The organism is Streptomyces pratensis (assembly GCF_016804005.1).
GTDB lineage: Bacteria > Actinomycetota > Actinomycetes > Streptomycetales > Streptomycetaceae > Streptomyces > Streptomyces pratensis_A.
The window spans coordinates 2,587,052-2,611,927 of record NZ_CP051486.1 but is presented as its reverse complement, the minus strand read 5'-3'; the positions used below and the strand labels follow the sequence as shown (position 1 = coordinate 2,611,927).

Sequence of the window (24,876 nt, the reverse complement as noted above, 5' to 3'; positions counted from 1 at the left end):
GGCCGGCCCTACTCGACGACCGCCAGTTCGCGAGAGGTGGTGTTCAGCCGCCTGCCCCCGCTCTCCGTGACCGTGACGATGTCCTCGATGCGGACGCCGAAGCGGCCGGGGAGATAGATGCCCGGCTCCACGGAGAAGCACATCCCGGGCACGAGCGGCTGCTCCTCGCCCTCGATCATGTAGGGCGGTTCATGGGTGGTGACGCCGATGCCGTGGCCCGTGCGGTGGATGAACCGTTCGCCGTAGCCGAATTCGGTGATGACGGCACGGGCCGCCCGGTCGACCTCCTGGCACGCCGCCCCGGGCCGCACGGCGTCGCAGCCCGCCTCCTGCGCCTCCCGTACGACGTCGTGGACCCGCTGCTCCTCTGCGGTCGGCACGCCGACGTGGACGGTGCGGGAGGTGTCGGATCCGTAGCCGTGCATCAGCCCGCCGAAGTCCAGGACCACCATGTCGCCCTGCTCGATGGTGCGGTCCCCCGCCTCGTGGTGCGGGTTCGCGCCGTTCGGTCCGGAGCCGACCACGGTGAAGTCGACCTGGGAGTGCCCGTGTTCCGTGAGGAGCGCGGCCAGATCGGCGGCCACGTCGCTCTCCCGGCGGCCGGAGAAGCGGACCTTCAGGATCTGCTCGTACGTCGCGTCGGCGGCGGCCCCCGCCGCGGCGAGCCGCTCCAGCTCGGCCGCGTCCTTGACGGCGCGCAGCATCGGCAGTGCCTCGGTGAGCGAGGCGTAGGAGGTGTCGGGCAGGAGCTTGTGCAGTGCCAGCAGGTGCAGTGCCCAGGCGTTGTCGCTGATCCCGAACCGGCCCTCGGCGTGGAGCAGTCCGGCGGTCAGGGTGTACGGGTTCGCGGCGTCGGTCCAGTCCCGCAGGGTGAGGGCGGGGGCGCCCGCCGCGCGCTCGGCGTCCGCCGCCTCGAGGGCGGGGACGACGAGGACGGGGTCCTGGCCCGCCCTGAGGACCAGCAGGGTGAGGCGTTCGGTGTCCGCGGTCGGCCGGTAGCCGGTGAGGTGGACCATGTCGGGCCCCGGCGCCACGAGGACGCCGGCCAGACCCGCGGCGTCGGCGGATTCGGCGGCCCGGGTCATCCTGGCCCGGTAGTCGTCGGCGGTGAAGGGAAGGGGCTGGTCGTTGCTGGGCATGGGACCTCCTGGCGGGGCGCGACGCGGCTATCGGCATCCTGCCCGTCCGCACCGGTGGACGCGAACGGGATTCAGGGGCGCGCCGCGAGCGGGAGCCAGGAGCGCGCCGGACGCGAGCGGGAGCCGGGGGCGCGCGGGCGAGGCCGTACGACGGGTCCGTGCGGCTCAGCGGAGACGTACGACGAGGTCGGCGCGGTCGCGGTACCGCTCGACCAGCCGCGCGTTGGGCTCGTCCGACCCTGCGACCCAGCGCTCGGCGTACGGGCGGGGTTTGCCGAACAGGACGTGCCGGTCGACGAGCCTGCTCACCCGCAGCGCCGGATCGGTGTCCAGGAACCACACCTCGTCCAGCAGCCCGCGCACCGGTGCCCAGGGCTCCTCCGCGAGCAGCAGGTAGTTGCCCTCGGTCACGACGAGCGGGATGTCCGGGGGCACGCGGACGGACCCGGCGACCGGCTCATCCGACGCCCGGTCGAAGGCGGGCGCGTACACCGGGTCCGGGCCTTCGGGGTGGCGCAGCCTCCGGAGCAGAGCCGCGTATCCGGCGGCGTCGAAGGTGTCGGGGGCGCCCTTGCGGTGGGCCCGCCCCAGGCGTTCCAGCTCCGCCCCCGCCAGGTGGAAGCCGTCCATCGGGACGAGGACGGCGCGCCCCTCCAGTTCTTCGACGATGCGGGCGGCCAGTGTGGACTTTCCGGCGCCCGGCGCCCCCGCGATGCCGAGGATGCGGCGGCCGCCGGTGGCGGAGAGGCGGCGGGCGCGGTCCGTCAGCGCGGCGAAGTCGCTCGTGTCCATGACGGGCATTGTCCCCGGAGGGGCCGGAGCGCGTTAGTGTTACGTATAACGAACACCCATCCCGCACACCGTGTCCGCACGCCGAGGACGAGGATCCCCATGTCGCACATCGCTCTGGTCACGCTGGTCGTCCGCGACTACGACGAGGCACTCGCCTTCTACACCGACGCACTCGGATTCGAGCTGGTGGAGGACACGGACCGGGGGGACGGCTCCCGCTGGGTCGTCGTGCGGCCTCGGGGCGCCATGGGCACCGGGCTGCTCCTGGCGCGCGCCAAGGACGAGGCCCAGCTCGGGAGCGTCGGGGCGCAGACGGGCGGCCGGGTCGGCTTCTTCCTGCACACGGAGGACTTCGCGGGTGACCACGAGCGGATGCGGGCCGCCGGGGTCCGCTTCCTGGAGGAGCCGAGGCACGAGGTGTACGGCTCCGTCGCGGTGTTCGAGGACCTCTACGGCAACCGGTGGGACCTGTTGCAGCCCGCGTGACGCCCTGCCCCGGCCGTCACACGGGGCCCGCCGCCACGCACAGCGCTTCCAGGACCGGCTTGATCAAGGGGTGCCCCTCGGCCCCCTGCCGTACGGCGGCGAAGACCCGCCGGGTGGGGGCGACGCCCTCCACCGGCCGTACGACGACGCCGCCGAGCTCCGTGCCCCGCAGCGCCGAGCGCGGCACCAGCGCCACCCCGGCACCTGCCCCGGCCAGGGCGACCACGGCGTGGAAGTCGTCCGAAGAGTGCTCCAGGAGGGGCTCGAAGCCCGCGTACTCACAGGCCAGGACCACCACGTCGTGGCAGGGGTTGCCGGGGTACGGACCGATCCACGTGTCCTTCGCGAGGTCGGCCACGGCTACGTGGTCCTGGCCCGCCATGCGGTGGCCGACCGGCAGCACCGCGTCAAAAGGCTCGGAGTAGAGCGGCACCCGGGTCAGCCGCCTGTCGTCGTCACCCGGCGCTCCCCTGTATTCGACGGCGACCGCCACATCGACCTGCCGGTCCAGCACCATCGGCACACTGGCGTCGCCCTCGGCGTCCTGCACCCGGACCCGGATCCCCGGTGCGGTGCGGTTGAGCTCGGCGATCGCGGGGGCGAGGACGAGCCCGATGCCCGTGGCGAACGCGGCGACGGTGACCGTCCCCGCGACGCCGGCGCCGTAGTCGGCGAGCTCCGCCTCCGCCCGCTCCAGCTGCGCGAGGACCGCGTTGGCGTGGGTCAGCAGGATCTCGCCCGCCGCGGTCAGCCGCGCGCCCCGCGCCCCGCGCTCGACCAGCCGGTGGCCGGTCTCCTGCTCCAGGGCGGCGAGCTGCTGGGAGACCGCCGACGGCGTCAGATACAGCGCGGCTGCCGCGGCGGTCACCGTGCGGTGGTCGGCCACCGCACGGAGGATGCGCAGCCGCCGTGCATCGATCATGCGCTCATTGTCCCAGCTCGCGGGACGGTCCTACGCCTCCAGCGCGGCTCGCGCGTCGACGAACGCGTCCACCGCGCGGTTGACGTCGTCGGTGGAGTGCGCGGCGGAGAGCTGGACGCGGATGCGCGCGGCCCCCTGCGGGACGACGGGGTACGAGAACCCGATCACGTACACACCGCGCTCGAGGAGCAGCTCCGCCATCCGCCCTGCCTCCGCCGCGTCCCCGATCATCACGGGGGCGATGGCGTGGTCGCCGGGCAGGATGTCGAAGCCCTCCTCGGTCATCCGGGAGCGGAAGAGCGCGGTGTTGGCGTTCAGCTGCTCGCGCAGGTCGCCCGCGGACTCCAGCAGGTCGATGACCTTGAGGGACGCGGCGGCGATGACCGGGGCGAGCGAGTTGGAGAAGAGGTACGGGCGCGAGCGCTGGCGCAGCAGCGCGACGATCTCGGCGCGCGCGGCGACGTAACCGCCGGACGCGCCGCCCAGCGCCTTGCCGAGCGTGCCGGTGATGATGTCGACCCGGTCCATGACCCCGTGCAGCTCGGGGGTGCCGCGGCCGCCGGGGCCGACGAAGCCGACGGCGTGGGAGTCGTCGACCATGACCATGGCACCGTAGCGGTCGGCGAGGTCGCAGATCTCGGCCAGCGGGGCGACGTAGCCGTCCATGGAGAACACACCGTCGGTGACGACGAGCTTGCGACGGGCGCCGGACGCCTCCTTGAGCTGCCGCTCCAGGTCGGCCATGTCGCGGTTGGCGTAGCGGAGGCGCTTCGCCTTGGAGAGGCGGATGCCGTCGATGATCGAGGCGTGGTTGAGGGCGTCGGAGATCACCGCGTCCTCGGGGCCGAGGAGGGTCTCGAAGACTCCGCCGTTGGCGTCGAAGCAGGAGGAGTAGAGGATCGTGTCCTCCTGGCCGAGGAAGGCCGAGAGCCGCTGCTCCAGCTCCTTGTGGACCTCCTGGGTGCCGCAGATGAAGCGGACGGACGCGAGCCCGTAGCCCCAGCGGTCCAGCGCGTCGTGGGCGGCGGCGACGACCTCGGGGTGGTCGGCGAGGCCCAGGTAGTTGTTGGCGCAGAAGTTGAGCACCTCGCCCGCGCGGCCTCCGGAGGTGACTGCGACGGTGGCGGACTGCGGGGTGCCGATGACCCGCTCGGGCTTCTGGAGTCCGGCTTCCCGGATCTCGTCGAGGGTGGTGCGCAGGTCGTCGCGTACGGAATCGAACATGAAGGGTGTCTCCCAGGTGGATACGGGTGCGTACGAGGAGCTTCAGGCTGCCCAGTCGAGGAGGACCTTGCCGCCGAGGCCGCTCGCGGCGTCGTCGAACGCGGCTTCGAAGTCCCGGTAGCCGTACCGGCCGGTGATCACGGGGGCCAGGTCGAGCCCGCCTTCCAGGAGGACGGACATGGCGTACCAGGTCTCGTACATCTCGCGGCCGTAGATGCCCTTGATGGTGAGCATCGAGGTGACGATCCGGGACCAGTCGACGGGGAACGCGGCGGACGGGAGGCCGAGCATCGCGATGCGGCCGCCGTGGGTCATGTTCGCGATCATGTCCTGCATGGCCTCGGGGCGTCCGGACATCTCCAGGCCGATGTCGAAGCCCTCGCGCAGGCCGAGTCGGCGCTGGCCGTCGGCGATGGTCTCGGTGCCGACGTTCAGGGCGAGGTTCACCCCGACCTTCCTGGCCAGTTCGAGCCGGGCCTCGCTGACGTCGGTGATGACGACGTTGCGGGCGCCCGCGTGGCGGGCGACGGCGGCGGCCATGATGCCGATCGGGCCGGCGCCGGTGATCAGTACGTCCTCACCGACCAGCGGGAAGGAGAGGGCGGTGTGCACGGCGTTGCCGAACGGGTCGAAGATCGCGGCGACGTCCAGGTCGACCTTGTCCCTGTGCACCCAGACGTTCGAGGCGGGCAGTGCCAGGTACTCGGCGAACGCCCCGTCCCGGCCGACCCCGAGTCCGAGCGTGGAGCGGCACAGGTGCCGACGCCCGGCAAGACAGTTGCGGCACTTGCCGCAGACCAGGTGGCCCTCGCCGCTGACCAGGTCGCCGACCTTGATGTCGACGACGTCCGCGCCGGTCCCGGCCACCTCGCCGACGAACTCGTGGCCCAGGACGAGCGGGGTGCGCACGGCCTGCTGAGCCCAGCCGTCGTAGTCCCGGATGTGGAGGTCGGTGCCGCAGATACCGGTGCGCAGGACCTTGATGAGGACGTCCCCGGGGCCGGTCTCCGGCTCCGGTACGTCCATCAGCCACAGTCCCGGCTCGGCCTTGTGCTTCACGAGTGCCTTCACGGCTGCGGCTCCCTGTACCTGGTGCGTGCGGACGTCCCGGTCCGATGGCATGCCGAAGGCGGCCCGCGGCCCGGGAACGGTGGGGGATGCGGCGGACGGGACAGGGCGTGACGCCTGTCACCGCGCTCTCTGCCGCCACCGAGAAATGTGCCGCACGCGGGGCTCCAGGTCCATCGAGGATTTCTTAAGCGCAGCCGTAGATCCGCTTCAGGCCCCGCCCGGACCGCGCCCCTCTGGCGCGCCCGGAGCACGCCTCGGGGCGGCTCCCGGACCGCTTCTCAGGGCCGTGGCCAGGGCCGGCCGTCGAGGTTCTCGATGTCGCTGTTGAGGCGCTTGAGGTATGCGGCGAAGAGGCTGACCTCGCCGGGTGACCACGCGGCCATGACCCGTTCCAGGCCGCTGATGTTCTCCGCGCGTTCCGCGTCGAGGCCGAGTTCACCCGCATCGGTGATGCGGAACTTGCGGGCGATTCCCCCGCCGGGATCCCGGATGCGTTCGACGAGGCCGGCCCGCAGCATGGCGGCGGTCTGCCTGTTCAGGGTGGAGGCGTCGAGACCGAAGGCGTCGCTGAGCTGCCCGATGGACATCGGCCCCTCCATCCGGATCCGGCTCAGCAGGGTGTACGCGCTCCGGTCGAGTTGACCGCCGCCCCGCCTGGACCTGGGTGCGTTCAGCTGGAGGTGCCGGCCGAGCAGCATCGTCTAGAACTCGATCAGGTGCGTCGGCTTGTCCATCGGTCCTTCTCTCGACCGCCTGGGCGGCGCCTCGGGGGCTCTCCTCGGCACATATACCACTCTCGACCGGTGCGGGGATCATGAGCCATTTAGGTATTTTGACATACCTATTATTCAGTACCTATGCTGCGTGCGTGCCCGATCCCACCACGCCCGGCCAGGACCTCGCCCACGTAGCCTCCGCGCTCGTGGCGTCCCTGCCTGCGCTGCACCGGGGTCTGGAGCGGAGGGTCGCGCACGAGTTCCCCCATCCCCGGCTCCCCGACGGCCAGATGGCGCTGTTGTTCCTCGTCGAGGAGCACGAGGGGATCACCGTCCGCGAGGCGGCCGGAGCCCTGCTGATGAAGCCCAACAACGTCAGCGCCCTCGTCTCCCAGCTGACCGACCTGGGGCTGCTGGAGCGCAGGCAGGACACGGCCGACAAGCGGGTCGCCCATCTGCACCCGACGCCCACGGCCCGGGAGCGGCTAGCCGAGGCGCGGAGCATCAAGGAAGCCCACCTGGCACGCGCGCTGCGCACCCTCACCGAGGGAGAGCTGGATGCTCTCGGTGCCGCCCTGGGCGCGCTGACGTCATTGAACGGGCACCTCCACTCCCCCGCCGGCTGACTCCGCCACCGAGCACACCCTCGGCAGGAGCTACGGGCACCGCCGCGGCCGGTTCGCCGGGCACGGCTGCGTCCGGATGCGGCCATGTGCCCCCGCCGCGGCACTGTCGGCGCGGCCGAGGCACGTCTTCTCGTCATTCCGAAGTTTCACAGACAAGGCTTCCGCATGTCCTCCACCACCGTGGACACCTCCTCCCTGACCGAAGGCAGTCCACCCGACCTGCCCAGGGGCAGGCGCGCCAATCCCTGGCTGACGCTGATCGCCGTCGCCATCGGCCTTTTCATGGTCAACCTCGACGGTTCGGTCGTCGCGATCGCCAACCCGGAGATCGGCCGGGACCTGAACGCGTCCACCGCCGACCTGCAATGGGTCACCAACGCCTATCTGATCGCCATGGCCGCACTGCTGATACTCGGCGGCAAGCTCGGTGACCGCCTCGGGCGGCACACCGTCTACATGGTCGGCACCGTCGGCTTCACCCTGGCCTCGGTCGCGATCGCCCTCTCCGGTTCCATCGAGGGCGTCATCGCCTTCCGTGCCGTCCAGGGCCTCTTCGGCGCACTGCTGATCCCCAACACCCTCGGCCTCCTGCGCGCGGTGTTCCCGCCCCAGAAGTTCGGCATGGCCGTGGGTCTGTGGGCCATGGTGGCGTCCTGCTCCACCGCGCTCGGTCCGATCGTCGGCGGTCTGCTCATCGAACACGTCAACTGGGAGTCGGTGTTCTACATCAACGCTCCCATCGGCGTCTTCGCGCTGGTCTTCAGCCTGTTCGTCCTTCCGAAGAGCAAGGACTCCACCGGGAACCACCGCTTCGACGTGCCCGGCGTGATCCTGCTCTCCATCGGCCTGGTCGCCCTGATCTTCGGCGTCGTCAAGGGGGAGACCTGGGGCTGGACCTCGGGCGGAACGCTGGGATCGATCGCAGCGGGCCTCGCCGTGCTGGCCGTCTTCTGCTGGTACGAGACACGCCAGGAGCACCCGCTGCTGCCGATGCGCCTCTTCCGCAACCGTTCGCTGACCATCGGCACGATCGTCACCGCGATCAACTTCTTCGTGATGCTCGGTGTCATCTTCTTCGTGATGCTGTACCTGCAGAACGTGCGGGGCTTCTCCCCCGTCGAGGCCGGTGTCCGCACCCTGCCGTTCAGCCTGGCCACGGTGGTGGCTGCACCGCTCGGCGCCGCCCTGACCCAGCGCTTCGGCCCGCGGCTGACCATGCCGGTCGGCATGGTCCTCCAGGCGGCGGCCTCACTGTGGATGCTGACCTGGGACGCCGGTTCCGCGTTCGCCGCGATGTGGCCGCCGTTCCTCGCCATCGGACTGGGCGTCGGCATGGTGATGTCCGCGTCCTCCGACGCCATCGTCGGCAACGCGCCGAGGAAGGACGGGGGTGTGGCAGGAGGTCTTCAGGCCACCTCGCTGCAGATCGGCGGCGCGCTCGGCACCTCCGTGCTGGTGTCGCTGATCAGCGGCAAGGTGGGCTCGACCCTCACAGGCGAGCTGACCTCAGCCGGGGTCCCGGCGAACACGGCGGCCGGCTTCGAAGAGGCCAAGGACGCGGTGTCCATGGGGGTCTCCCCCGTGTCGGCCGACATGCCCGCGCAGCTGAAGGCCGCCGTGATCGAGGGCAGCGGCAACGCGTTCATGAACGGTGTGCACTCCGCCGTGCTCGTCACCGCGGTCCTGTGCGTCGTCGGCGCCCTGCTGGCCGGGTTCGGTATGCGCCGTCGCACCGGACCGGAGGGCGCGCAGGACTGAGGACCCGTCCGGCAGGCCCGGCCGGGTGCCGGAGCGCGAGGACGCGCGCCCGCACCCGTCCGGGCTTCGTCACGACAGCGGTACGAAAGTCCTGATGGCCTCGGTCAGCAGCTCGGGCTGGTCCTCGGGGATGAGGGTGAAGCTGTCGGCGATCTCCACGAGTTCGCCCTTGGGCAGCATCTCCGCCAGCCTCCGGCCGTGGGCGGGCGGCATGACCTTGTCCTCGGCGGCCCAGACGACGAGCGCGGGACGGTCGAACGTGCGCAGCGCCTCCGCCCACGCCAGGAGCTCCTCGTCGGGCGGTACCCCCAGCACGTAGGCCCGCAGGTCCCGCCGGATCGCGGCGGAGGTCCACAACGGCCGGAACCACTCGTCCATGACGTCGTGCGGGACCGGCCGCTTGCTCATCCACCCCCAGGTCAGGGGGAGTCTGCGCATGGGCTTCAGCTTCAGCAGGGCGAAGGCGAGCCGCAGCCCGCCGGGCATTCTGGCCGCGGTGACGAGATTGCGGCCGGGCAGGCCGGGCGGGTAGTTGTCGAACGCCTCGCAGGACGTGATCACCAGCCTGCCGATCCGCTGGTCCCTGCCCTCCGCGACGAGGGCCTGCGCCCCGCCCCAGTCGCTCATCACCAGGGTGACGTCCTGGAGGTCCAGCTCCTCCAGGAACTCCGCCACCAGGTGGGCCACTCCGAGAACCGTCAGATCGGCGTCAGGACGCATCGGCCTGCGGTGGGAGCCCAGCGGCAGCGTGGGCACGACACAACGGAAATCGGGGCGCAGCCCGCGGACGACGGTGCGCCACAGCGAACCGTTCATCGCCACCCCGTGCAGGAGGACCACCACGGGCCCGTCGCCGCCCGTGTCCTCGTACTCCACCACTCCCGCGGAAAGCGTCAACTCGGCCATGGGCCCAACCTAGGGCGTCCTCGTACGGTGTGGGGCCCAACGGGGCGTCAGGGCTTGATAGCGTCGCCCGCACGACTACGGAAAGCTCCCCGCCGGGGTCGTCGCTCCGCCGGGCCGGGCCGCACCGACAGGGCGGCGAGCGGCGGCCGGTGCGCGTGACGGGGACGCACGTGGCAGGGACGATGAGGGCCAACGCATGAGCCTCCCGCAGTTGCACTACACCTCCGCCGCGGCCGGCGACGGGGAGACCGGCGGCCGGTTCACCGCCGCCTCCGCCGCGATACCCGGGCCGGTGCGCGCCGAGGCCGCACCGCTTCTGGCGTACGAGGCACCGGCAGGCACTCCCGAGCGGCTCTCCGACGCCCGACTCCGCGCGCTGCCCGTGGCGTTCGGCTACGTCGCGCTCTCCGACGGCAGTCATCTGCTCAGCCGTACCGTGGCCACGGGCGCGGGCGGATTCCATGCCCACGCCGTGCACCTTCCGCCCGGCACACCGATACCGGGCCGGATGCTCCCGGTCGCCGCGTGGGGTGCCGCCGGGTGGCTCTCCGTGACACCGGACCGCATGCCGTCCGATCCCCTGACCTCGCTGTCCACTGCGCACGGCCCCTCGCGGGGGCTCACCCGGGAAGGCCTCGGCGACTTCGCGGTGTCCCGCAGTCCGTGGCTCGCCGCCGTACTGAGCGATCTGCGCCGCGTGAGCGAGGACCCGTCCGCGCCCCCGGTCGTGCTCGTGGAGCGGCAGAGCGCGGACGTGGCCCGCTGGGTCGCGCTGGCCGTCGCCGTACTGCCTCCGGAGCACGCCGAACGGCTGACCTTCACCACGTACACCCGGCATCCGGGCCGCACCGCGCACCAGGTCATCGGTGTCCTTCCCGAGGACGCGCCCGACGCCCGCGATCCCCGCTTCCGCGTGCACGCCGCGTCGGGCCCGCGCCCGTCCGGGACCGTGGACGACGCCTGGGCGGGGACCGCCGCCCGGATATGGCGCAGCCGGTCGCCCCAGCTCTTCCAGGAGGCGGCGGACCTGCCGGGCGAGCCCTTCGCCGCCGGGCCCCTCGCCGTCACGGCGCTCGGCGCAGGCATCGCTCTCGGTTCCGGTGAGCGGGCCGCGGCGGCCGACTGGGCGGCCGAGCGGCCCTATGCGCTGGACGAGAAGCGCACCAGGCAGCTGACCGACGCGCTGACCGCGCCCGCCGACGACCGCACGGCGGCGGAGTGCGCCGCGGCGCTCCGGCTGCTGACGGCGCTCGACGGCCGCTGCCCCGCCGCCGTCACCGCGCCGCTGGCAGCGCTGCTGGTGACGGAGGCGGTGCGTGGCGGCGACGTGACGCTGGAGCCGCCCGCGCGATCGGCTTTCGACGAGCCCGCGGGGGAACGGGCGCTCGCGGCGCTGGTCGAGGAGCTCGGTGCCGAGCTGCTGGCCGAGCTCGCCGCAGGGGTGTCCCCGGGTGTCGCACGGACCGTGCAGCTGCTGCGGATCGCCCGGCTGCTCGGCGTCGACCTCACCGAGCTGCTTCCCGGAGTCGTGGTCCGGCTCGCCCGCGCCCTGCTCGACGACCCGGAGGAGGGCGCGTGCCGCGCGCTTCCGGACCTCCTTGACGAGCAGTTCGACGTGCGTACGGCGCTCCTGGGTGAGCTGGACCGGATCGCTCCGGACCACCCCGCGGACACGGAACGGCTGCTGATCCGGGTGTCCCTGCCGTTCACCGGGACACAGACTCTGCCGCATCTGCGGATGTGCGCCGAGGCCCCTGGCGCGAAGGCGCGGGGCGCGGACCGGGTGGAGGTGCTGCACACGGTGCTGCGCGCGGCGGGCATGTCCCCGTTCGCCGAGCCGATGGTGCTGCGGACCGCTGTCGGCCTGGTGTGGGGCGAGGACACCCCGACGGCGGGTGAGGCCCGGTCGCTGCTGGGCGAGACCACGTCGGACGCCCACCGGACGGCCGGCACCTGGGCGCGCCTCGTCGACGCCGCTCTCGCCGCGCCACTCGGCGACGAGGACGCCCCCGGCCTCGCCCACGACCTGCTGCGCGGCTTCCCGCAGGAGCTCGACGGCCGGGCACGCGCCTGCCTGATGCTGCTGGACTTCGCCCGGGACATGCGCTCCGGGGCGGTGGAGCCCGGCTGGACGGACCGCGTCCGGACGCTGCGCGGCCGCGCCGAGCAGGCCGGGCCCCTGGCCCTGGAGCACGCCCTCGGCGCCCTGGCCGAGCGGCTGCTCGCTCCCGGCAGGCCCGAGGAGGAGCTGTACACGTTCGTCCACAGCGAGGACGAGGCCCTGATCGCCGCGTACGGCGCGGCCGCCCGCCGGGATGACGTCACGGCGCTGCTGCGGGAGGATCCCGCCTACGTGGCGGACTGCTTCACCGTGTGGAACGCCCACCCGCACGCGGGCACCGACTGGACCCGGACCAGGACCGCCCTGCTGGCGGAGGTGCTGCGCCCCGTGGTCCGCGCCCTGTCGCCCGACGGTCTCGCCGCGGTGGAGCAGGCCGTGGAGCAGGAGGGGAGCAGTCGCACCCTCGACGCCTTCCGCGCGTGGAACAGGCCGTCCCGCTCGATCGGGCGACTCGGCAGAAGGATCGTGGGCCGGGTGCGGCGGGGGTGACCGCCCGCAGCGTCGCGCGGACGTACGGCCGGGCGGGCGGCCTCGACGGGAGGAGGGCCGCCCACCCGGCGTCACGACGGGGGATCAGACGTTGGGAACCTTGAGTCTGTCCCAGCTGGCTTTGCCCGGGATGCCGTCCGCCCCGCTCCCCGAGTACCCCAGCTTGCGCTGCCATGCGGCGTAGGACTTGCGGTCCGCCTCCGACCAGTCGGGGCCCGGGCCCACCTCGTACCTTCCGCAGCCCTCGGCCACGAGTCTCTTTCCCATCGCGGTGACGACGGCGCTGCGCCGCCCCACCCGGAAGTACGCGGCACCGGGGAACGGCTCGTACTTCGCCGGGGGTTTGGGGGCGGGCGGCTTCGACGGACCGTCCGGCTCGCCTCGAAGGCGGGTTCCGACCCTGCCGCGCATCGAGTCCATCGTGAACCCGCGCGGGTCGATCTTTCCCGGCTGCCACTCCTTGTGACCGATCACCGAGCGCTGGTTCCAGCCGTGCGCCCGGCAGATCGCGGCGGCCGCCTTCTCGATGGCCTCCAGCTGGGCGGCGGGCCACGGGTCCTTCCCGTCGCCGAGGTTGACGCACTCGAAGCCGTAGAAGGAGCGGTTGCCGTCGGTGTTGGCCTCGTTGTCGGCGGGCAGTGCCGTTTCGTTGATCACCGCACGCAGGACGTCGTCGTCGCCGAGTCCGGCGTGGTTGGCGCGACCGTGGCCGACCAGGTGGACCGAGCCGTCCTTGGCGATCACTCCGTGGCACAGGGGGCCCGGCAGGCTCGAATGGCCGTTGTAGCAGAGCTCCACGGAGCTCTGGGTGCCCGAGGTCACGGTGTGATGGATCATCACCCCGTAGACAGGGCCCCAGGAACCCTTGTGGTTACGGTTGTGTGTGCGCCAGCTCCGGTGCTCGACGACGTGCAGACCCTCGGCCCGCAGGGCCTTGAGCAGTTTGTCGGCGGACAGAGGCGTTGCCATCGTGGTGCTCCTTTACCCAGGTGGTGCGTCAGTTCTCGGGCTGTCCCTCGTCGTCCTGCCCCGCCGTCCGGCCCTCCGAACCGGCGGTCTCCGCCGCCTTTGCCTCTGCCTCCGCCTCGGCCTCCGCGGCGAGCTCCTCCTCGTCCGCCGCGGGGACGGCGGCGGCCAGGGGCGCGAACGTCATCCGGAGGTCCGCGACGGACCCCTCCCCCAGCACCCAGGCCAGCGGCGCGTAGTGGACCCGGATGCCCTTCGGGGACTGCAACAGCGGGCGGCGGGCCGCGTCCGCCGGCCACTCGACACCGCCCGTGGCCGTGCGGGCCGGAACGGTCCAGAAGTCCCCGGACCGGTAGGTCCCGCCCGGCGCGAAGTACACGGACACGCCGTCCTCCAGCTTCAGCCAGCAGCCCTCCTCGATCCGGACCGCGCCGCCCCGCAGCCGCGCGGCCGTCTGCTTCGCGTGGCCGCTCCCGGCCCCGTGGCCGGATCCGGCACGCTGGTCCCAGCGCCTCAGGAACGGGTGGAGTCCGGGGAGCCGCCCGACCGAGGGGTGCGGCTCGTCCGAGAGCCGTACGCGCCGTCCCGGCAGGTCGATCTCCTCGACCCGCAGCAGCGGCAGCGGCTCACCCCTGCTGGTGTAGCCGGTGTCGACGAACTCCACCTGGTCACCGACGTTCGGACCGAGCTTGTCGTCGTTGCCGAGCGACGCCAGTTCCACCCAGGTTCCGTCGAGTTCGTCGACCGGAAGGGTCACGGCGCCGTTCTCCCGGGACCACTTGAAGGTCGCGTCCTCCGCGGGGCCGCCGTCGTGGATCTCCACGCGGTACATCTGGTTCTCCGGGCCCCGGTAGCGGGCGTCCGGCGCCACCGGGCAGGGGTCCTCGTCCGCGTGCTCCGGACGCTCGCTGCGCGCCGCCATCCGCGCGGTCGGCGCCTGCCCGGCCGACCACCGCGCGAACGCCTCGCGCACCTGGTCCTTGGTCGCCCCGTCCTCCAGCTCCAGCTGGGAACCGGGCAGCGGCAGGACCTGCCAGACGGTCTTGATACGCGCCGACGTGTCGGGCATCGCGGGCCCGAGTGCGACCTCGCGCAGCAGCGGGTCCTCGGCCGCGGTCACCGAACGCTCCCACACCTTGAGGCAGGCGAGGTACGGGAACCGGGTGGGCAGCCGGTCGCCGGGGCGCTCCGGGTCCCGGTGGCCGTCCGGCTGTTCCCAGTAGGTCCAGGTCGCCGGGGTCCGCGCGCCCTCGGCGGCGTCCTCCTCGGCCGGGACACCGGATTCCGGGCGGGTCGCGTCCAGCAGGATCCCGTCGACGTAGTAGCGGCCGCCGCCGATCGAGAGGTCGTCGAGCTCCCGGCTGCCGCCCAGGAAGCCGACCTCGAATCCGGCCGCGCCGAGCGGGCCGCCGTGCTGTCCGATCAGGTCGGCGGTGGTGGTCCGGGCCCGGTGCAGCTGGATCGCGGCCTGTTCGTTGGCGTCGGCGTCCAGTTGGACCCGGCCCTGCTGGGCGAGGACCGCCGCGTAGTGCCGGTCGGGCCGGAAGGTGTCGCGGGAGAGATCTGCGTGCATGGGAAGGGGTCCCCCTCGGAAGTGCGTCGGTTCGGAAGAGATCGGGGCCGGCGGGGCCGCGCCGGCCCAGGCCGGGTCGGGTCGGGTCGGGTCAGGTCAGGTCAGGTCAGGTCAGGTCAGGTCAGGTCAGGTCAGGTCAGGTCACCGGAAAGATCCCGGCGTCCGTCCCGGCCGGGGTGTACTCGGCGAGCCTGGCCCGCAGGCTGTCCTCGCGCTGCGGTTCGTACAGCCGGTGGAAGACCCCCATCTCGGAGCCGTCGTCGGCGCCCCGCCGGATCTGCCACGGTCCGCCGTCGGCGAGCCGCCCGTACCCCGGGGTGCCGTAGCGCTCGCTGCTCAGCAGCGGACGCACCTCCCCGGCCCGGTCGGCACCCACCAGGTCCGGCTGGCAGCGGTGGCGGCGCGGGGTGCGCGAGCCGGGCGGCACGTAGCAGAACCGCAGGCACCCGATGCCGCGCCTGGCCACCCGCAGCCGCCCGGTGAAGACGCTGTTCTCCGCGATCCGCACCGCGTGGGTGTGGACCTCGCCGATGACCGTCGTGCGGTGCGCGTGCAGCACGGCGTGCGCGTGACGGCAGTCGGGGGCGGACAGGGCCGGGAGACCGTGGCCGGTGGCGTCCAGGACGCTGTCGCGGATGTGGATGGGCAGCGGGTCCGTGCTCACCTCATCGCCGATCACCTCGATGGTGCCGAGGATGCTGCGGTCGATGGACACGCAGGCGGTGGTCCGGTCCAGGACCAGGCTCGGCTCCTCGGGCGAGTGCGGACCGCAGTCCGTCTCCAGCGACCAGCCGGGCACCAGGGTGCAGTGGCGCAGCACGACCGCGCCGACGGGTCCGCTGACATGGAGCCCACGCCCGGTGACCAGAAGCCCGTCCAGGACGATCCGGGGGGCGTCACCCTCGTGCCGTGTGTCCTGCTGTGCCCGGATGTTGAGCGCGTCGGGGCGGTTGCTGTACCAGTCGAGCAGCCGGATCACCGGGCGGCAGCCCTCGGCCGCCCGCAGCTCCAGGCGGTCGCCACGGCCGAGGTCGAAGTCGAGCTGCTCCTGGTAGGCGCCGCTGTGCGTGATCTCGATGACGCCCTCGGCATCGCAGTGCCCCGCACGCCGGTCGGTGCGCCACTGCTCGTACGCGCCCATGATCCGCTGGTGGGCCTGGCCGGGGCCCACCCGGTAGATCCGGGCGGCGGGCGAGGTGACGCGCTCGCGCGGGTACTCGCCGCCGCCGGTGTCGTCGCCGAAGGCGTGGTGGTAGGTGACCCAGACACCGCGCCGGGGCGCCGAGCGGGACCCGAAGGCGATCCGGCCCAGCACCGGGTCGACGGCCACCTGACCGAGCTTGGGGCGGTAGCGCCAGCCGGACAGGTCCGCCACGACGATGTCCGACATCGGCACGGGTTCGTCCTGCCCGTCGCGCCAGACGGTGAAGCTCTTGCCCGGCCCGTAGTGGTCGGCGAGCCGGTCGGCGAGCTGCCGCCTGCTGATGTCCGCGGGCACGTTGTCGATGGTCGCGACGTGTGTGGCGGATGGTTCCGGTACGGGGCGGGTGACCAGCGCGGAGTCGTTGCCGAGGATCGAGAACGTGTACAGGCTGCGGGCGCGGTCGACGCAGTACGCCGGTGCCCGGCTCACCCGGTACGGCTTCAGCCGCCACACGAACAGGCCGGCCCCGGCCGGCGAATGGCCGCCCCTGCGGCGTGGTGAACCGGCCCTGCGCACGTCCACGGACCGAGCCGTCGTGTCGAACGGCCCGCCCGCCAGGTCCAGTCGCGCGCCGTCGCGTACGTCGGCCTGCCCGCCGCGTCCCAGTCTGCGCAGGTCGGTGGCAGCCGCCCCCGTCCCGTACAGCCGGACCGGCTGCTGGTGCGAGACCAGCCGGGAGAACTCCACGGCCCTGGCCGGCCACCCGGCGGTCTCCTGGGCCAGCTCCTCCAGCAGGGCGAGGGTGCCCTTGCGCCGGCGGTTGGCGACCGTGGCAGCCACGTCCCGGCGCGGGGCCAGGGCCTCGGCGAGCCGGGCGCGGGCCTCTCCGTCCTCCGGTCCGCCCGGTCCGGCCGACCGGACCCTCTCGTACCCGGGCAGCGGGCGGTAGCCGACGAGGTCGCCGAGGTAGGGCAGCACCCAGGGCGCGGCCGTCTCCACGAACAGGTCCTCGTAGCTCTGGTCGACTCCGTCGCGTACCAGGTCGGCCTGCTCGGCGATCACCGCGAGCAGGGCTCTCAGCGGCTCCCCGCCCTCCGCGTCCCGCAGCCTGTGCCACTGCGGGAGCAGCTCCGCGAGGCCGTCCGGTTCCCTGCTCATGTGGCGCTCCCTTCCTGGGTGTTCATGCGGTGACCTCGTCAAGAATCAGCGTGTCGGGGACATCCGGTGAGAGCAGGACGAGCTGGGCGGGCCGGATCCCGCGGAAGACGCACACCGCGCGTCCCTTCTCCAGACGCCGGGTCCCGGTGATGTCCGGGTTGAGCCGCAGGAGTTCGCCGAGCGCGATGCTGTGGCGGGCGGCGACCGAGGTGAGCGTCTCGCCCTCCGGCGCGGTCACCCGGTGCACGTCCTCGTCGTACGTGGCGAGCCGTGCCGGGACGGTCGTCCGCGGTGCGGCGAGCGTGTCCGCGAGGGCGGGCAGACCGTCGGGGGTGAGGGAAGCCGGCACTCCGCCGAAGACGTCCACGTCCACGTGTTCGACACCGGGCACGGAGTGGGCCGTCACCAGCACGTCGGACAGGTGTGCGGGGCTGCCCAGCTCGCGCCGGGAGCTGCCGAACCGGCTGAGCAGGGCCCGGCGCAGCATCGGTTCGACGGTCTGCCAGCTGTGGTCCCTGGCCACCTTCACCTTGGCCCCGATGAGGAGCAGCACCGGTTCGCGCACCTGTACCCGTACCGGCAGGCGGGAGTCGCCGTACCGGGCGAGCGAGGAGCGCAGCGCGGTGAGCACCGCGGCGTTCCCGGCGATCGGGATGTCCTGGACCCCGGCGACGGTGACGTGCAGCACCCGCCGCCTGCCGTCGAAGAGCTCGCGCGCCGCCGCCTGTCCGATCCCGGCGCGGGAGCGGGCGAAGTCCTCGTAGTCGGCGACCGACACCAGCCGGTCGAGTGCGGACACCGCGAGCGGGATCGCGGACCGGGTCCTGCCGGGGCCGTCCGCGTCCGCGCCGCCCGTCGCGGGCAGGGGGTTGGTGACCCCGGTGACGCCCAGCGGCCGGGTGACAGCCTGGGTGACGCGGTCGGCCCGGACGTCGGCCACCCGCCCGGTGCCGAAGCGGTAGCGGGCCCGGACGTTCTCGTGGCCGGTGGGCAGCCGGGCGCCGTGCACCCCGTCGCCGAAGGTCACCGTCGTCCTGCCGCCCGCCGCACCGCAGACGTAGACCCGCTCGCGCGGGCCGCGTCCGGCGAGGCTGTCCACCCTGTGCCAGAGCAGGCCGTCGACCCGTACGTCGAGGACCGGGGCCGCCCCCAGCGGGTTGTCGGCGGGCAGCCAGGTCAGCGGTGCCTGCCAGAGCGCGAACGTCTGATTGGCCAGGTCCGCGTTCCCGTTGCCGATGGGCTCCTCCCTGCTCTCGCCGTGACTGGCCGCCACGACATTGCCCCGTACGCGTACGGTGGCGCGCCGGTAGCGGTGGATCAGGTCCGTGGTCAGGGTCAGCCTCGTGTGCACGTGGTCGCCGGGCAGCAGCGGGTCGAGCACCTGCTCGACGCCCGCGATCGTCACCAGTTCGGTGGCGGGCGCGGCGGGGACATCGGTGCGCTCCCCGGACACGACCAGCCGCCGCCCCGGGCGCAGCCCGTCGTACAGCTCGGCCAGTTCCAGTTCGTTGCCGTGCACGTCCTCGGCGAGCGGCTCGTCCGCGAGGCGCAGCGCCTGCCCGCCCGCGTGCACGACGGCGTCGCGGATGGTGGAGAGCAGTACGTCGTGCTCGTCGAGCCAGGGGTCGGCCAGGGTCAGCTCCGTACCGCGGCCGGTGATACCGAAGTCGGTGTACACGGCGGTGCGCAGGGAGGTGACCCTGGTGGTGACGGACCTGAGCGCCGGATCGCCCGGGATTCCGTCCGGTCCCGCCGCGCCCTTGCGGGGACGCTCGATCACGATCCAGCTGCCGGCCGTGACCGAGTCCTGCACGGAGTCCAGGGCGATCACCCGGCGGTTGGCGGGCTCCGGCACCGTGGCGATGCCGATCACCACGTTCGCGGGTTCGCCGCCGACCGTGTAGCGCACCGTCAGCTCGTAGCCCTCGTGCCTGATCTGCTGGTGGTCGCCGGGCGCCAGGCGCCAGCTCCTCGGCTCACCGTTGTGCACGGCGACGTGCACGCGGCCGTCTTCCGCGGGCCGGGACACGAACAGGGTCCGCTCGGGCAGTCCGTCGAGCAACTGGGCGGTGACACCCGGCTCCTGCGAGTCGGCGGGCCGCCGGTTCAGCCAGCTCAGATCGTGGTCCTGCGCGGTCCGGGTCATGACCGCGACCCGGCCGGGACCCAGGTCGAAGGTCGCCTCCGACGGCAGGTTCTCCGAGTGCTGGACGGACGAACCCGTCTCGGTGTGCTGGAACTCCGCGCGCACCGGGACCTTGCCGGCCGTGTCGAACACCACCCGCATCGTCGTCAGGGCCGAGCCGGTGAGCGGCCAGTCCGCCTGCCTGATCACGCGCCCGCGCTCGTCCTGCACCGGCCTCATCGGAGCCGTCGCCCCGAACGGGGCGGCCGTCACCCTCATCGCCTGCACCTCGTGCAGGAGCGGCGGTGCGGTCGGGGCGGACCGCCGCCACGCCGGGTACATCCCGTCGGCGATCCGGGGGTCGAGCACCGCGAGCAGCTGTGCGCCCAGATCGGATCCCGGGGCGGCCGGCGGCGCGCCGGGGTGCGCGGGCCGGGTCCCGCCACGGGGCGCCCTCACGTCCTCTCCGCGCAGTGCGGGGAGCACCGCGCCGAGCGCCCGCAGGGCCGCGGACGCCGATGCGGTGGCACTCGGCGTGGCGTGCGCGGGCCGGGAGGGCTCCAGCTCAGCGGCCTGCGCGGCGATCTCGCCGACCATCGCCTCCAACTCCGCGAACCAGGCGGCGACATCGGCGTGCGCACGGGCGAGTGCCTGTGCCTCGGCCAGCCGCTCGTGCGGCTCCGCCAGCCGTGCCGCGAGGGCCGCCGGGGAGGTGACGGAGTCCAGGCCGGCCCGCAGAGGGGCCAGCACCTGCGCGTCGAACTCGGCGATGAACCTGCTGACCGGACGCGGGTTGGGGTTGTCGGGCGTGGGTTCGCCGTCCTCGACCGCGCGCTCGTCCTCGGTGATCCACTCACGCAGCAGCTCCACCAGTTCGCCCAGCGACGGCGGTGCGGACTGCTGGAGCCCGATCCCCGTCACGTCGTCCTCACGGTCGACACGGAGCCGGGCCACCGTCCGGAGCAGCCGCTGCCCCGGGGCACCGTCACCGCCCTGTCCCTTGAGCACGAACAGCAGCCGGTCCCCGGCCCGCAGAGCGGTCGTGGTGCCCGACACCTGGATCTCGGAGCGCCGGGTCAGGTCCTGCCCGGTCAGCAGCGCCGGCCTGCGCCGGCGCACCTGCAGTTCGTTCCACGAGGCCCGGGCCACGAGATCGGCGTCCGTCTCGAAGACCTGCGACTCCTCCTCGGAAGTCAGGGGAACGCTGTTGCTGCGCGCCCCGCGCGGGACGACCACCTCCACGTCCACGCCACGCGGGTCCCTGTCCAGGGTGTACGCGAGATGCGTGTCGGCGGCGACGCCCGGCCTCGGACGGTGCCCCACCAGCCGGCCGAGCAGCGCCAGCGAGCGGTGCTCGTCGGCGGTGCGCACGTACGCCTCGTCCATGATCCGCTCGGAGTGGAACGTCAGCAGGTCGCCGATGACGGCCCAGGAGTCCAGCAGCCCGATCGCCGGATCGTCCGGGGTGCGGACCGTCAGTCCCCCGAGCGCCGGGTAGGCCGGGGAGGCGAGCCGGTCCACCATGGCCGCCAGGAACGAGCCGTAGTCCCCCACCCGGTGGTCGAGTGCCTCGCGCCCCGGCGGGTTGTACAGGGCGCCGGGTGCCCGTCGTTCGTCGTTTCCACCGCAGCCGCAGCCACTGCTGCCCGCGCCGATCATCGGGTACCTCCGGCGAGTTCGATGGTCAGCCGCCCGTTGTCGGGACGGTCCGGGTCGTTGTCGCAGCGTGCGACCTCCAGCGCGCCGAGCCGCAGCACTCCCGTCTCCAGGGCCGTACCGTCCCCGTCGAAGAGCCGCCGCAGCCGGGTCACCGTGACGCTCCGCACCCCCTGCACGGCCGCCGCGGCGGCCATCAGCCGGCTGAGCCGGACCGGTTCGCCGAACACGAGGGCGTCGGGGTGGAAGAAGCCGGGCCGCCCGTCGCGCAGCCGTCCGCTGCCGAGCAGCCGGTACAGCTCGGCCAGGATCTGCCCGTGCTGGTGGCCGGGTTCAGCGCACACCGACAGCTCGATGTCCAGCGGGACGCTGTTCGCCGCTCCCACAACCAGGTCGTGTCCGATCCGCCGGTAGCGCTCCAGCGCGTAAGCCACCGAGTCGAGCAGCTCGGGCCCCGGATCCCCGGCCCCCAGGGCGTCGACGGCGACGTGTGCCTCCTGCACCGAGCCGGTCCAGCGGATCTCCGCGGCGGCCCGCTGCACCCCCGGCAGTGCGGAGGCCAGCGCCGCGTAGTCCTCCGCGGTCACCGCGCGCCGCACGGTGCGCCTCAGGTCGAGCGGCGCCAGCTGTCTCACCTGCTCCAGCGGTTCGGGATCCGTGCCGCCCACCGCCGGCAGCGGATTGCGCACCCCCGCGACCGGCAGCGCCTCCCCGGCGTCCTCGGCCTCCGGGTCGCGGTGCAGCACCAGATGGCTGACGGCCTCCGCACCGACGTTGCCGGCCGTGCCGCCGCCGAGCCGGTAGCGCAGCTCCAGGCGGGCGCCGGGGCGCGGCACCGCGCCGTGCCGACCGTCTCCGAACCGCAGGGCGATCCGCCCGTCGTCCTCCAGCTCACCGACGAAGTGCCGGTCCCGGTGACCGGATCCGAGCAGGTCCCGCCGCGCGGTCCACTCCTCGTCGCCGTCCAGGGCCGTCACCGCCGGCAGCGCGGCCCGCGGATCCTGGACGAGGGCTGCGGCCGGGCCCCTGAGCACCGGCTCGTCCGGACGCAGTCCGGCCGCGTGGGCGGGGCCCCAGCTCTGCGCGATCTCCCAGGCGATGCCGGCGTCGAGCACCGAGCCCGCCCTGGCGCGCGCCGTCAGCACCTGGAGCCTGCGCAGCTTCGCCGCCAGCAACCGGTCGCTGCGGTGGAGGAGTTCGCGCAGCGCGCGTACCGGGTGGAGGTGCAGCTCCAGGTGCTCCAGCGCCCGCAGACCGAAGAGCACGGTCAGCTCGTCGATCTCGGCCTCGGTCAGCCCGTCGCGGTCGCGGGCGCTGCGCCACAGCTCCACCAGCCGCTCCCGGACCCGCCCGGGCACGGCGGCCAGCCGGTCGGCCTGCCCGGCCGATACGTGTTCCGGCAGCGGGAACGGCGCCGCCTGGACGACGGGTGAGCGCTGGAGGACGGGCCGGAACCGGGGCCGGATGCCCGGATACGTCACTTGCGCGAGCAGTGTCGCCAGTGCCTCGGCCTGTTCGTAGGCCGTGCCGGGTACGACCTTCTCGCGCCGGCGGCCGGCGAGCTCCAGGCCGATCCCGGCACGCGTCACCTGATCGTCCCCGACGAGCTCCGAAAGCTCCCTCACCTGCTCGGCGGTCAGCAGCTTCCCGCGCCGCGTCTGTTCCAGGCGTTCGCCCAGGAGCAGGGCCGGCGCGTTGCCCGCACCGGCCTCCCCGCAAGCGGAGCCGGACGGCTCGCAGGAGCCGGGTACGGCCGGCTCGGGGGGCACGGCCACCGTCTCCGGCAGGGCCCCGCCGAACGTCAGCGACCGGCCGTGGTCGACGAGGACCACGTTGCCCCGGGCGACGCTCACGTCCGCCACCGGTGCGCAGTCGGGTCCGCCGCGCGTCGTGAGGCACACGGGGAAGGCGAGCGCGTCCTGGCGGGCCCAGGTGACCTCCAGCACAGGCTGGCCTGCCAGCCTGTCCACGCCCGGGGTGACCGAGGTCAGCCGTACAGCCTGCCGGTGCGAGGGATCCGCGTCGCCCGGCATACCCGAACGCGCCCCGCGTACTTCCTCGAACACCAGCAGATCGCCCGGCGCCAGGGCCAGCGAGCGCGCCCCCCGCCTCTTGTCGGTCCACCCGTCCCGCAGCGTCGCCGACACCGCTCCCCTCGGCAGGGCACACAGCTCGCCGCCCCAGGTCCAGAAGCGGATGGTGTTGTGCGCCGGCCGCAGTTCGACGGGCTCGGTGTCCACCACCGGCTCGAACACCTCCACCGCACCGCGTTCGGCCAGCGACGCCAGCTCGCGGTCCTCGACGACGGTGCCGGTCCCGGGCCGGTCGCGAAGCCCCGGCGTGCGGACGTCGACGGCGGCGAAGCGGAACGTGCCCGGCGACAGCGTCAGCCTCTTCGTCACCTCGACGGTGACGAGGGCCCTGGCATTGCATCCGTCGTGCATCGGGTAGTCGATCAGCCGTACGTGCCGGCGCACCGACACCCGCCTGCGGGCGGTGTCGAGGTATGCCTCCGTCGCGACCGCGTCCTGCTGATAGCTGATCCGGTCGGCCGTGTACGCCAGCAGTTCGACGAGCGTGACACCGAGGTCGGCGGGGTTGCGCTCCACCCAGTCGGGCGTGGTCAGTGCGAGCCGGTCCAGGATGAGCCTGCGCACCGAGTCGAAGTCACGCGCCGTGTAGTCGATGACGGGTGCTTCGGCCCGGGGGCCCGGGTCACCGCCGACGGAGTGGTCCGCGCAGTCGAAGGGTGTGGGGCAGTCCGCAGGGAACCCGAACTCCGCCCGGAAGTAACGCTGGTCGAAACCTGGGAACGGCTCCGTGCCCGGCCGGCCGTACGGATCGGCCTCCACGACCGACAGCGAATAGCGCGAGGCGTCCCCGGTGCGGTCGACCGTCACGAGCAGCCGGTCGTCGAGCTCCGGGTCCTCCTCCCTCTCCACGGTCACCTCGACCGCTTCGATCCCCGTGATGCGGCGGCCGCCGTCGACACGGACGTTCTCGGCACACAGTCCGTGCGGGGCCTTGCCCAGGAAGGTGACGGTCAGCGTCACACCGTCGTCCCCCACCTCCACCGCGTCCACGCCGTGGAGCCGCGCCGCGCGTACCTTGCTCCGCCTGCCGTCCGTCCGGCAGACCATCTCCCCGCCCGAGCCGCTCATGCGGGTCCACTCCCTTCGAACACGTCGTCGCGCCGGCTCCCGGTGGAGCGCACCACATAGCTCAGATGCACCCGGACCACGTTCTCCTCGCTCACCACGTCCAGGGCTTCCACATCGATCAGCTCACCCAGCCAGCGCTGCAGGGAGGCCTGCACCGACAGTTCGAGGGCCGAAGCGAGCTCCGGGCTGTTCGGTGTGAAGACCAGGTCCAGCAGGCCGCAGCCGAAGTCGGGCCGCATGACTCGCTCGCCCGGGCTGGTGAACAGCAACTGCTCGACCAGATCGCGCACGTGCTCGTCGTACCTGGCGTGCGCCGTCCGCCCCCGCCGGTCGCTGCGGAACGGGAACGCGATGTCGCCGCGTGCGGCCCTCACCGGCACGTCACCCCCCGCAGGTCCGCGTTCACGACCGGCGGCCCCTGAGGCACGAGCGCCGCGCTGAAGCACTGCGCCGTACTCGTGTGCAGCAGCACGGGTACGCCGTCGACCCGCACACCGTCCTTCCCGGGGCTCCACCTGACGGTGCTGCACGGGTGCGGCACACCGCCGACGGTGTGCGGGCACCCGGTCACCACGAAGGCGTCCGACACGGTGTGCACGGGCAGCCCGTCCAGACGCACGGCGGCGTGCCCGGAGGCGGCGGCGGTGGCCCGGCCGCCGTGCGGGCAGTGGAGGGCCGCGGCGGCGCTGACGATGGTCCCTGAGCTGGTGGACAAGAGTTCTCTCCCCGTTGTCTTTTCCTGCTGCCTACGCGGCTTCACTGCTCCACGGCTTCGGTGCTCCATGGCTCACTGCTCCACGGCTTCGGTGCTCCATGGCTCAGTGCTTCACTGCCTCGCTGCT

18 protein-coding genes are annotated in these 24,876 nt (G+C 73.0%); 4 read left to right on the top strand and 14 right to left on the bottom strand.

The genetic code is table 11. The features are described from left to right. Positions 1 to 8 precede the first annotated feature (8 nt). Positions 9 to 1,139 (bottom strand): aminopeptidase P family protein, encoded by a 1,131-nt coding sequence (locus HED23_RS11230; RefSeq protein ID WP_203183249.1) that lies wholly within the window; start codon positions 1,137 to 1,139, stop codon positions 9 to 11. Positions 1,140 to 1,304: 165 nt separating this feature from the next. Beyond that, positions 1,305 to 1,931: a nucleoside/nucleotide kinase family protein gene (locus HED23_RS11225; RefSeq protein ID WP_203183248.1), complete on the bottom strand. Its 627-nt coding sequence runs from the start codon at positions 1,929 to 1,931 to the stop codon at positions 1,305 to 1,307. Positions 1,932 to 2,030: 99 nt separating this feature from the next. Between HED23_RS11225 and HED23_RS11220 the strand changes: the two genes are divergently transcribed. Further along, on the top strand, positions 2,031 to 2,417 hold the full coding sequence (locus tag HED23_RS11220; protein ID WP_203183247.1) for a VOC family protein: 387 nt from the start codon (positions 2,031 to 2,033) through the stop codon (positions 2,415 to 2,417). A gap of 16 nt (positions 2,418 to 2,433) precedes the next feature. Here the strand turns inward: HED23_RS11220 and HED23_RS11215 are convergent, their stop codons facing one another. From HED23_RS11215 to HED23_RS11200, 4 genes are all read right to left on the bottom strand, one after another. Continuing rightward, entirely contained in the window at positions 2,434 to 3,339 is a 906-nt protein-coding gene (locus HED23_RS11215) for a LysR family transcriptional regulator (RefSeq protein WP_203183246.1), read from the bottom strand. A 30-nt stretch (positions 3,340 to 3,369) separates the two neighbouring features. After that, the gene (locus tag HED23_RS11210) at positions 3,370 to 4,563 is read right to left on the bottom strand and encodes a glycine C-acetyltransferase (protein ID WP_203183245.1); all 1,194 of its coding nucleotides are present in this window, start codon (positions 4,561 to 4,563) and stop codon (positions 3,370 to 3,372) included. Between the two features lie 42 nt (positions 4,564 to 4,605). Beyond that, positions 4,606 to 5,634 carry an L-threonine 3-dehydrogenase gene (gene tdh, locus HED23_RS11205; RefSeq protein WP_203183244.1) on the bottom strand — a complete coding sequence of 343 codons (1,029 nt, stop codon included), beginning with the start codon at positions 5,632 to 5,634 and terminating at the stop codon, positions 4,606 to 4,608. 278 nt (positions 5,635 to 5,912) lie between these two features. Continuing rightward, entirely contained in the window at positions 5,913 to 6,332 is a 420-nt protein-coding gene (locus tag HED23_RS11200) for a MarR family winged helix-turn-helix transcriptional regulator (protein ID WP_238441921.1), read from the bottom strand. 170 nt (positions 6,333 to 6,502) lie between these two features. Between HED23_RS11200 and HED23_RS11195 the strand changes: the two genes are divergently transcribed. Further along, a complete protein-coding gene (locus HED23_RS11195) occupies positions 6,503 to 6,976 on the top strand; it encodes a MarR family winged helix-turn-helix transcriptional regulator (RefSeq protein ID WP_203183243.1) in 474 nt (157 codons plus the stop codon). A gap of 165 nt (positions 6,977 to 7,141) precedes the next feature. Next, positions 7,142 to 8,734, top strand: coding sequence for an MFS transporter (locus HED23_RS11190; RefSeq protein ID WP_203183242.1), 1,593 nt, complete (start codon positions 7,142 to 7,144; stop codon positions 8,732 to 8,734). Positions 8,735 to 8,803: 69 nt separating this feature from the next. Here the strand turns inward: HED23_RS11190 and HED23_RS11185 are convergent, their stop codons facing one another. Then, positions 8,804 to 9,640, bottom strand: coding sequence for an alpha/beta fold hydrolase (locus HED23_RS11185; RefSeq protein ID WP_203183241.1), 837 nt, complete (start codon positions 9,638 to 9,640; stop codon positions 8,804 to 8,806). A 196-nt stretch (positions 9,641 to 9,836) separates the two neighbouring features. On the opposite strand from HED23_RS11185, the gene HED23_RS11180 reads away from it, so the two are divergent. Then, complete coding sequence (locus tag HED23_RS11180; protein ID WP_203183240.1) at positions 9,837 to 12,251, top strand: GTPase-associated protein 1-related protein; 2,415 nt, start codon at positions 9,837 to 9,839, stop codon at positions 12,249 to 12,251. Between the two features lie 84 nt (positions 12,252 to 12,335). On the opposite strand, the gene HED23_RS11175 is transcribed toward HED23_RS11180, so the two are convergent. The 7 genes from HED23_RS11175 to HED23_RS11145 all read right to left on the bottom strand — a co-directional run bounded on the left by HED23_RS11175 (position 12,336) and on the right by HED23_RS11145 (position 24,749). Beyond that, positions 12,336 to 13,220: a peptidoglycan-binding protein gene (locus tag HED23_RS11175; protein ID WP_203183239.1), complete on the bottom strand. Its 885-nt coding sequence runs from the start codon at positions 13,218 to 13,220 to the stop codon at positions 12,336 to 12,338. A gap of 28 nt (positions 13,221 to 13,248) precedes the next feature. After that, positions 13,249 to 14,790, bottom strand: coding sequence for a DUF6519 domain-containing protein (locus HED23_RS11170; protein WP_203183238.1), 1,542 nt, complete (start codon positions 14,788 to 14,790; stop codon positions 13,249 to 13,251). 136 nt (positions 14,791 to 14,926) lie between these two features. Continuing rightward, positions 14,927 to 17,092: a hypothetical protein gene (locus tag HED23_RS11165; RefSeq protein ID WP_203183237.1), complete on the bottom strand. Its 2,166-nt coding sequence runs from the start codon at positions 17,090 to 17,092 to the stop codon at positions 14,927 to 14,929. Between the two features lie 22 nt (positions 17,093 to 17,114). After that, entirely contained in the window at positions 17,115 to 20,876 is a 3,762-nt protein-coding gene (locus HED23_RS11160; protein WP_203183236.1) for a putative baseplate assembly protein, read from the bottom strand. Then, positions 20,873 to 24,034: a putative baseplate assembly protein gene (locus tag HED23_RS11155; protein ID WP_203183235.1), complete on the bottom strand. Its 3,162-nt coding sequence runs from the start codon at positions 24,032 to 24,034 to the stop codon at positions 20,873 to 20,875. The genes HED23_RS11160 and HED23_RS11155 overlap by 4 nt, the downstream gene beginning before the upstream one ends. Then, positions 24,031 to 24,408 carry a GPW/gp25 family protein gene (locus HED23_RS11150; RefSeq protein WP_203183234.1) on the bottom strand — a complete coding sequence of 126 codons (378 nt, stop codon included), beginning with the start codon at positions 24,406 to 24,408 and terminating at the stop codon, positions 24,031 to 24,033. The genes HED23_RS11155 and HED23_RS11150 overlap by 4 nt, the downstream gene beginning before the upstream one ends. Further along, entirely contained in the window at positions 24,405 to 24,749 is a 345-nt protein-coding gene (locus HED23_RS11145; RefSeq protein WP_203183233.1) for a hypothetical protein, read from the bottom strand. Before HED23_RS11145 ends, HED23_RS11150 begins: the two co-directional genes overlap by 4 nt. Positions 24,750 to 24,876: the final 127 nt, after the last annotated feature.

Excerpts from the sequence above, each read along its gene's own strand:
- HED23_RS11230 (WP_203183249.1), bottom strand. The coding sequence starts at position 1,139 with ATGCCCAGCAACGACCAGCCCCTTCCCTTCACCGCCGACGACTACCGG.
- HED23_RS11225 (WP_203183248.1), bottom strand. The coding sequence starts at position 1,931 with ATGGACACGAGCGACTTCGCCGCGCTGACGGACCGCGCCCGCCGCCTC.
- HED23_RS11220 (WP_203183247.1), top strand. The coding sequence starts at position 2,031 with ATGTCGCACATCGCTCTGGTCACGCTGGTCGTCCGCGACTACGACGAG.
- HED23_RS11215 (WP_203183246.1), bottom strand. The coding sequence starts at position 3,339 with ATGATCGATGCACGGCGGCTGCGCATCCTCCGTGCGGTGGCCGACCAC.
- HED23_RS11210 (WP_203183245.1), bottom strand. The coding sequence starts at position 4,563 with ATGTTCGATTCCGTACGCGACGACCTGCGCACCACCCTCGACGAGATC.
- HED23_RS11200 (WP_238441921.1), bottom strand. The coding sequence starts at position 6,332 with ATGCTGCTCGGCCGGCACCTCCAGCTGAACGCACCCAGGTCCAGGCGG.
- HED23_RS11190 (WP_203183242.1), top strand. The coding sequence starts at position 7,142 with ATGTCCTCCACCACCGTGGACACCTCCTCCCTGACCGAAGGCAGTCCA.
- HED23_RS11185 (WP_203183241.1), bottom strand. The coding sequence starts at position 9,640 with ATGGCCGAGTTGACGCTTTCCGCGGGAGTGGTGGAGTACGAGGACACG.
- HED23_RS11180 (WP_203183240.1), top strand. The coding sequence starts at position 9,837 with ATGAGCCTCCCGCAGTTGCACTACACCTCCGCCGCGGCCGGCGACGGG.
- HED23_RS11175 (WP_203183239.1), bottom strand. The coding sequence starts at position 13,220 with ATGGCAACGCCTCTGTCCGCCGACAAACTGCTCAAGGCCCTGCGGGCC.
- HED23_RS11170 (WP_203183238.1), bottom strand. The coding sequence starts at position 14,790 with ATGCACGCAGATCTCTCCCGCGACACCTTCCGGCCCGACCGGCACTAC.
- HED23_RS11165 (WP_203183237.1), bottom strand. The coding sequence starts at position 17,092 with ATGAGCAGGGAACCGGACGGCCTCGCGGAGCTGCTCCCGCAGTGGCAC.
- HED23_RS11160 (WP_203183236.1), bottom strand. The coding sequence starts at position 20,876 with ATGATCGGCGCGGGCAGCAGTGGCTGCGGCTGCGGTGGAAACGACGAA.
- HED23_RS11155 (WP_203183235.1), bottom strand. The coding sequence starts at position 24,034 with ATGAGCGGCTCGGGCGGGGAGATGGTCTGCCGGACGGACGGCAGGCGG.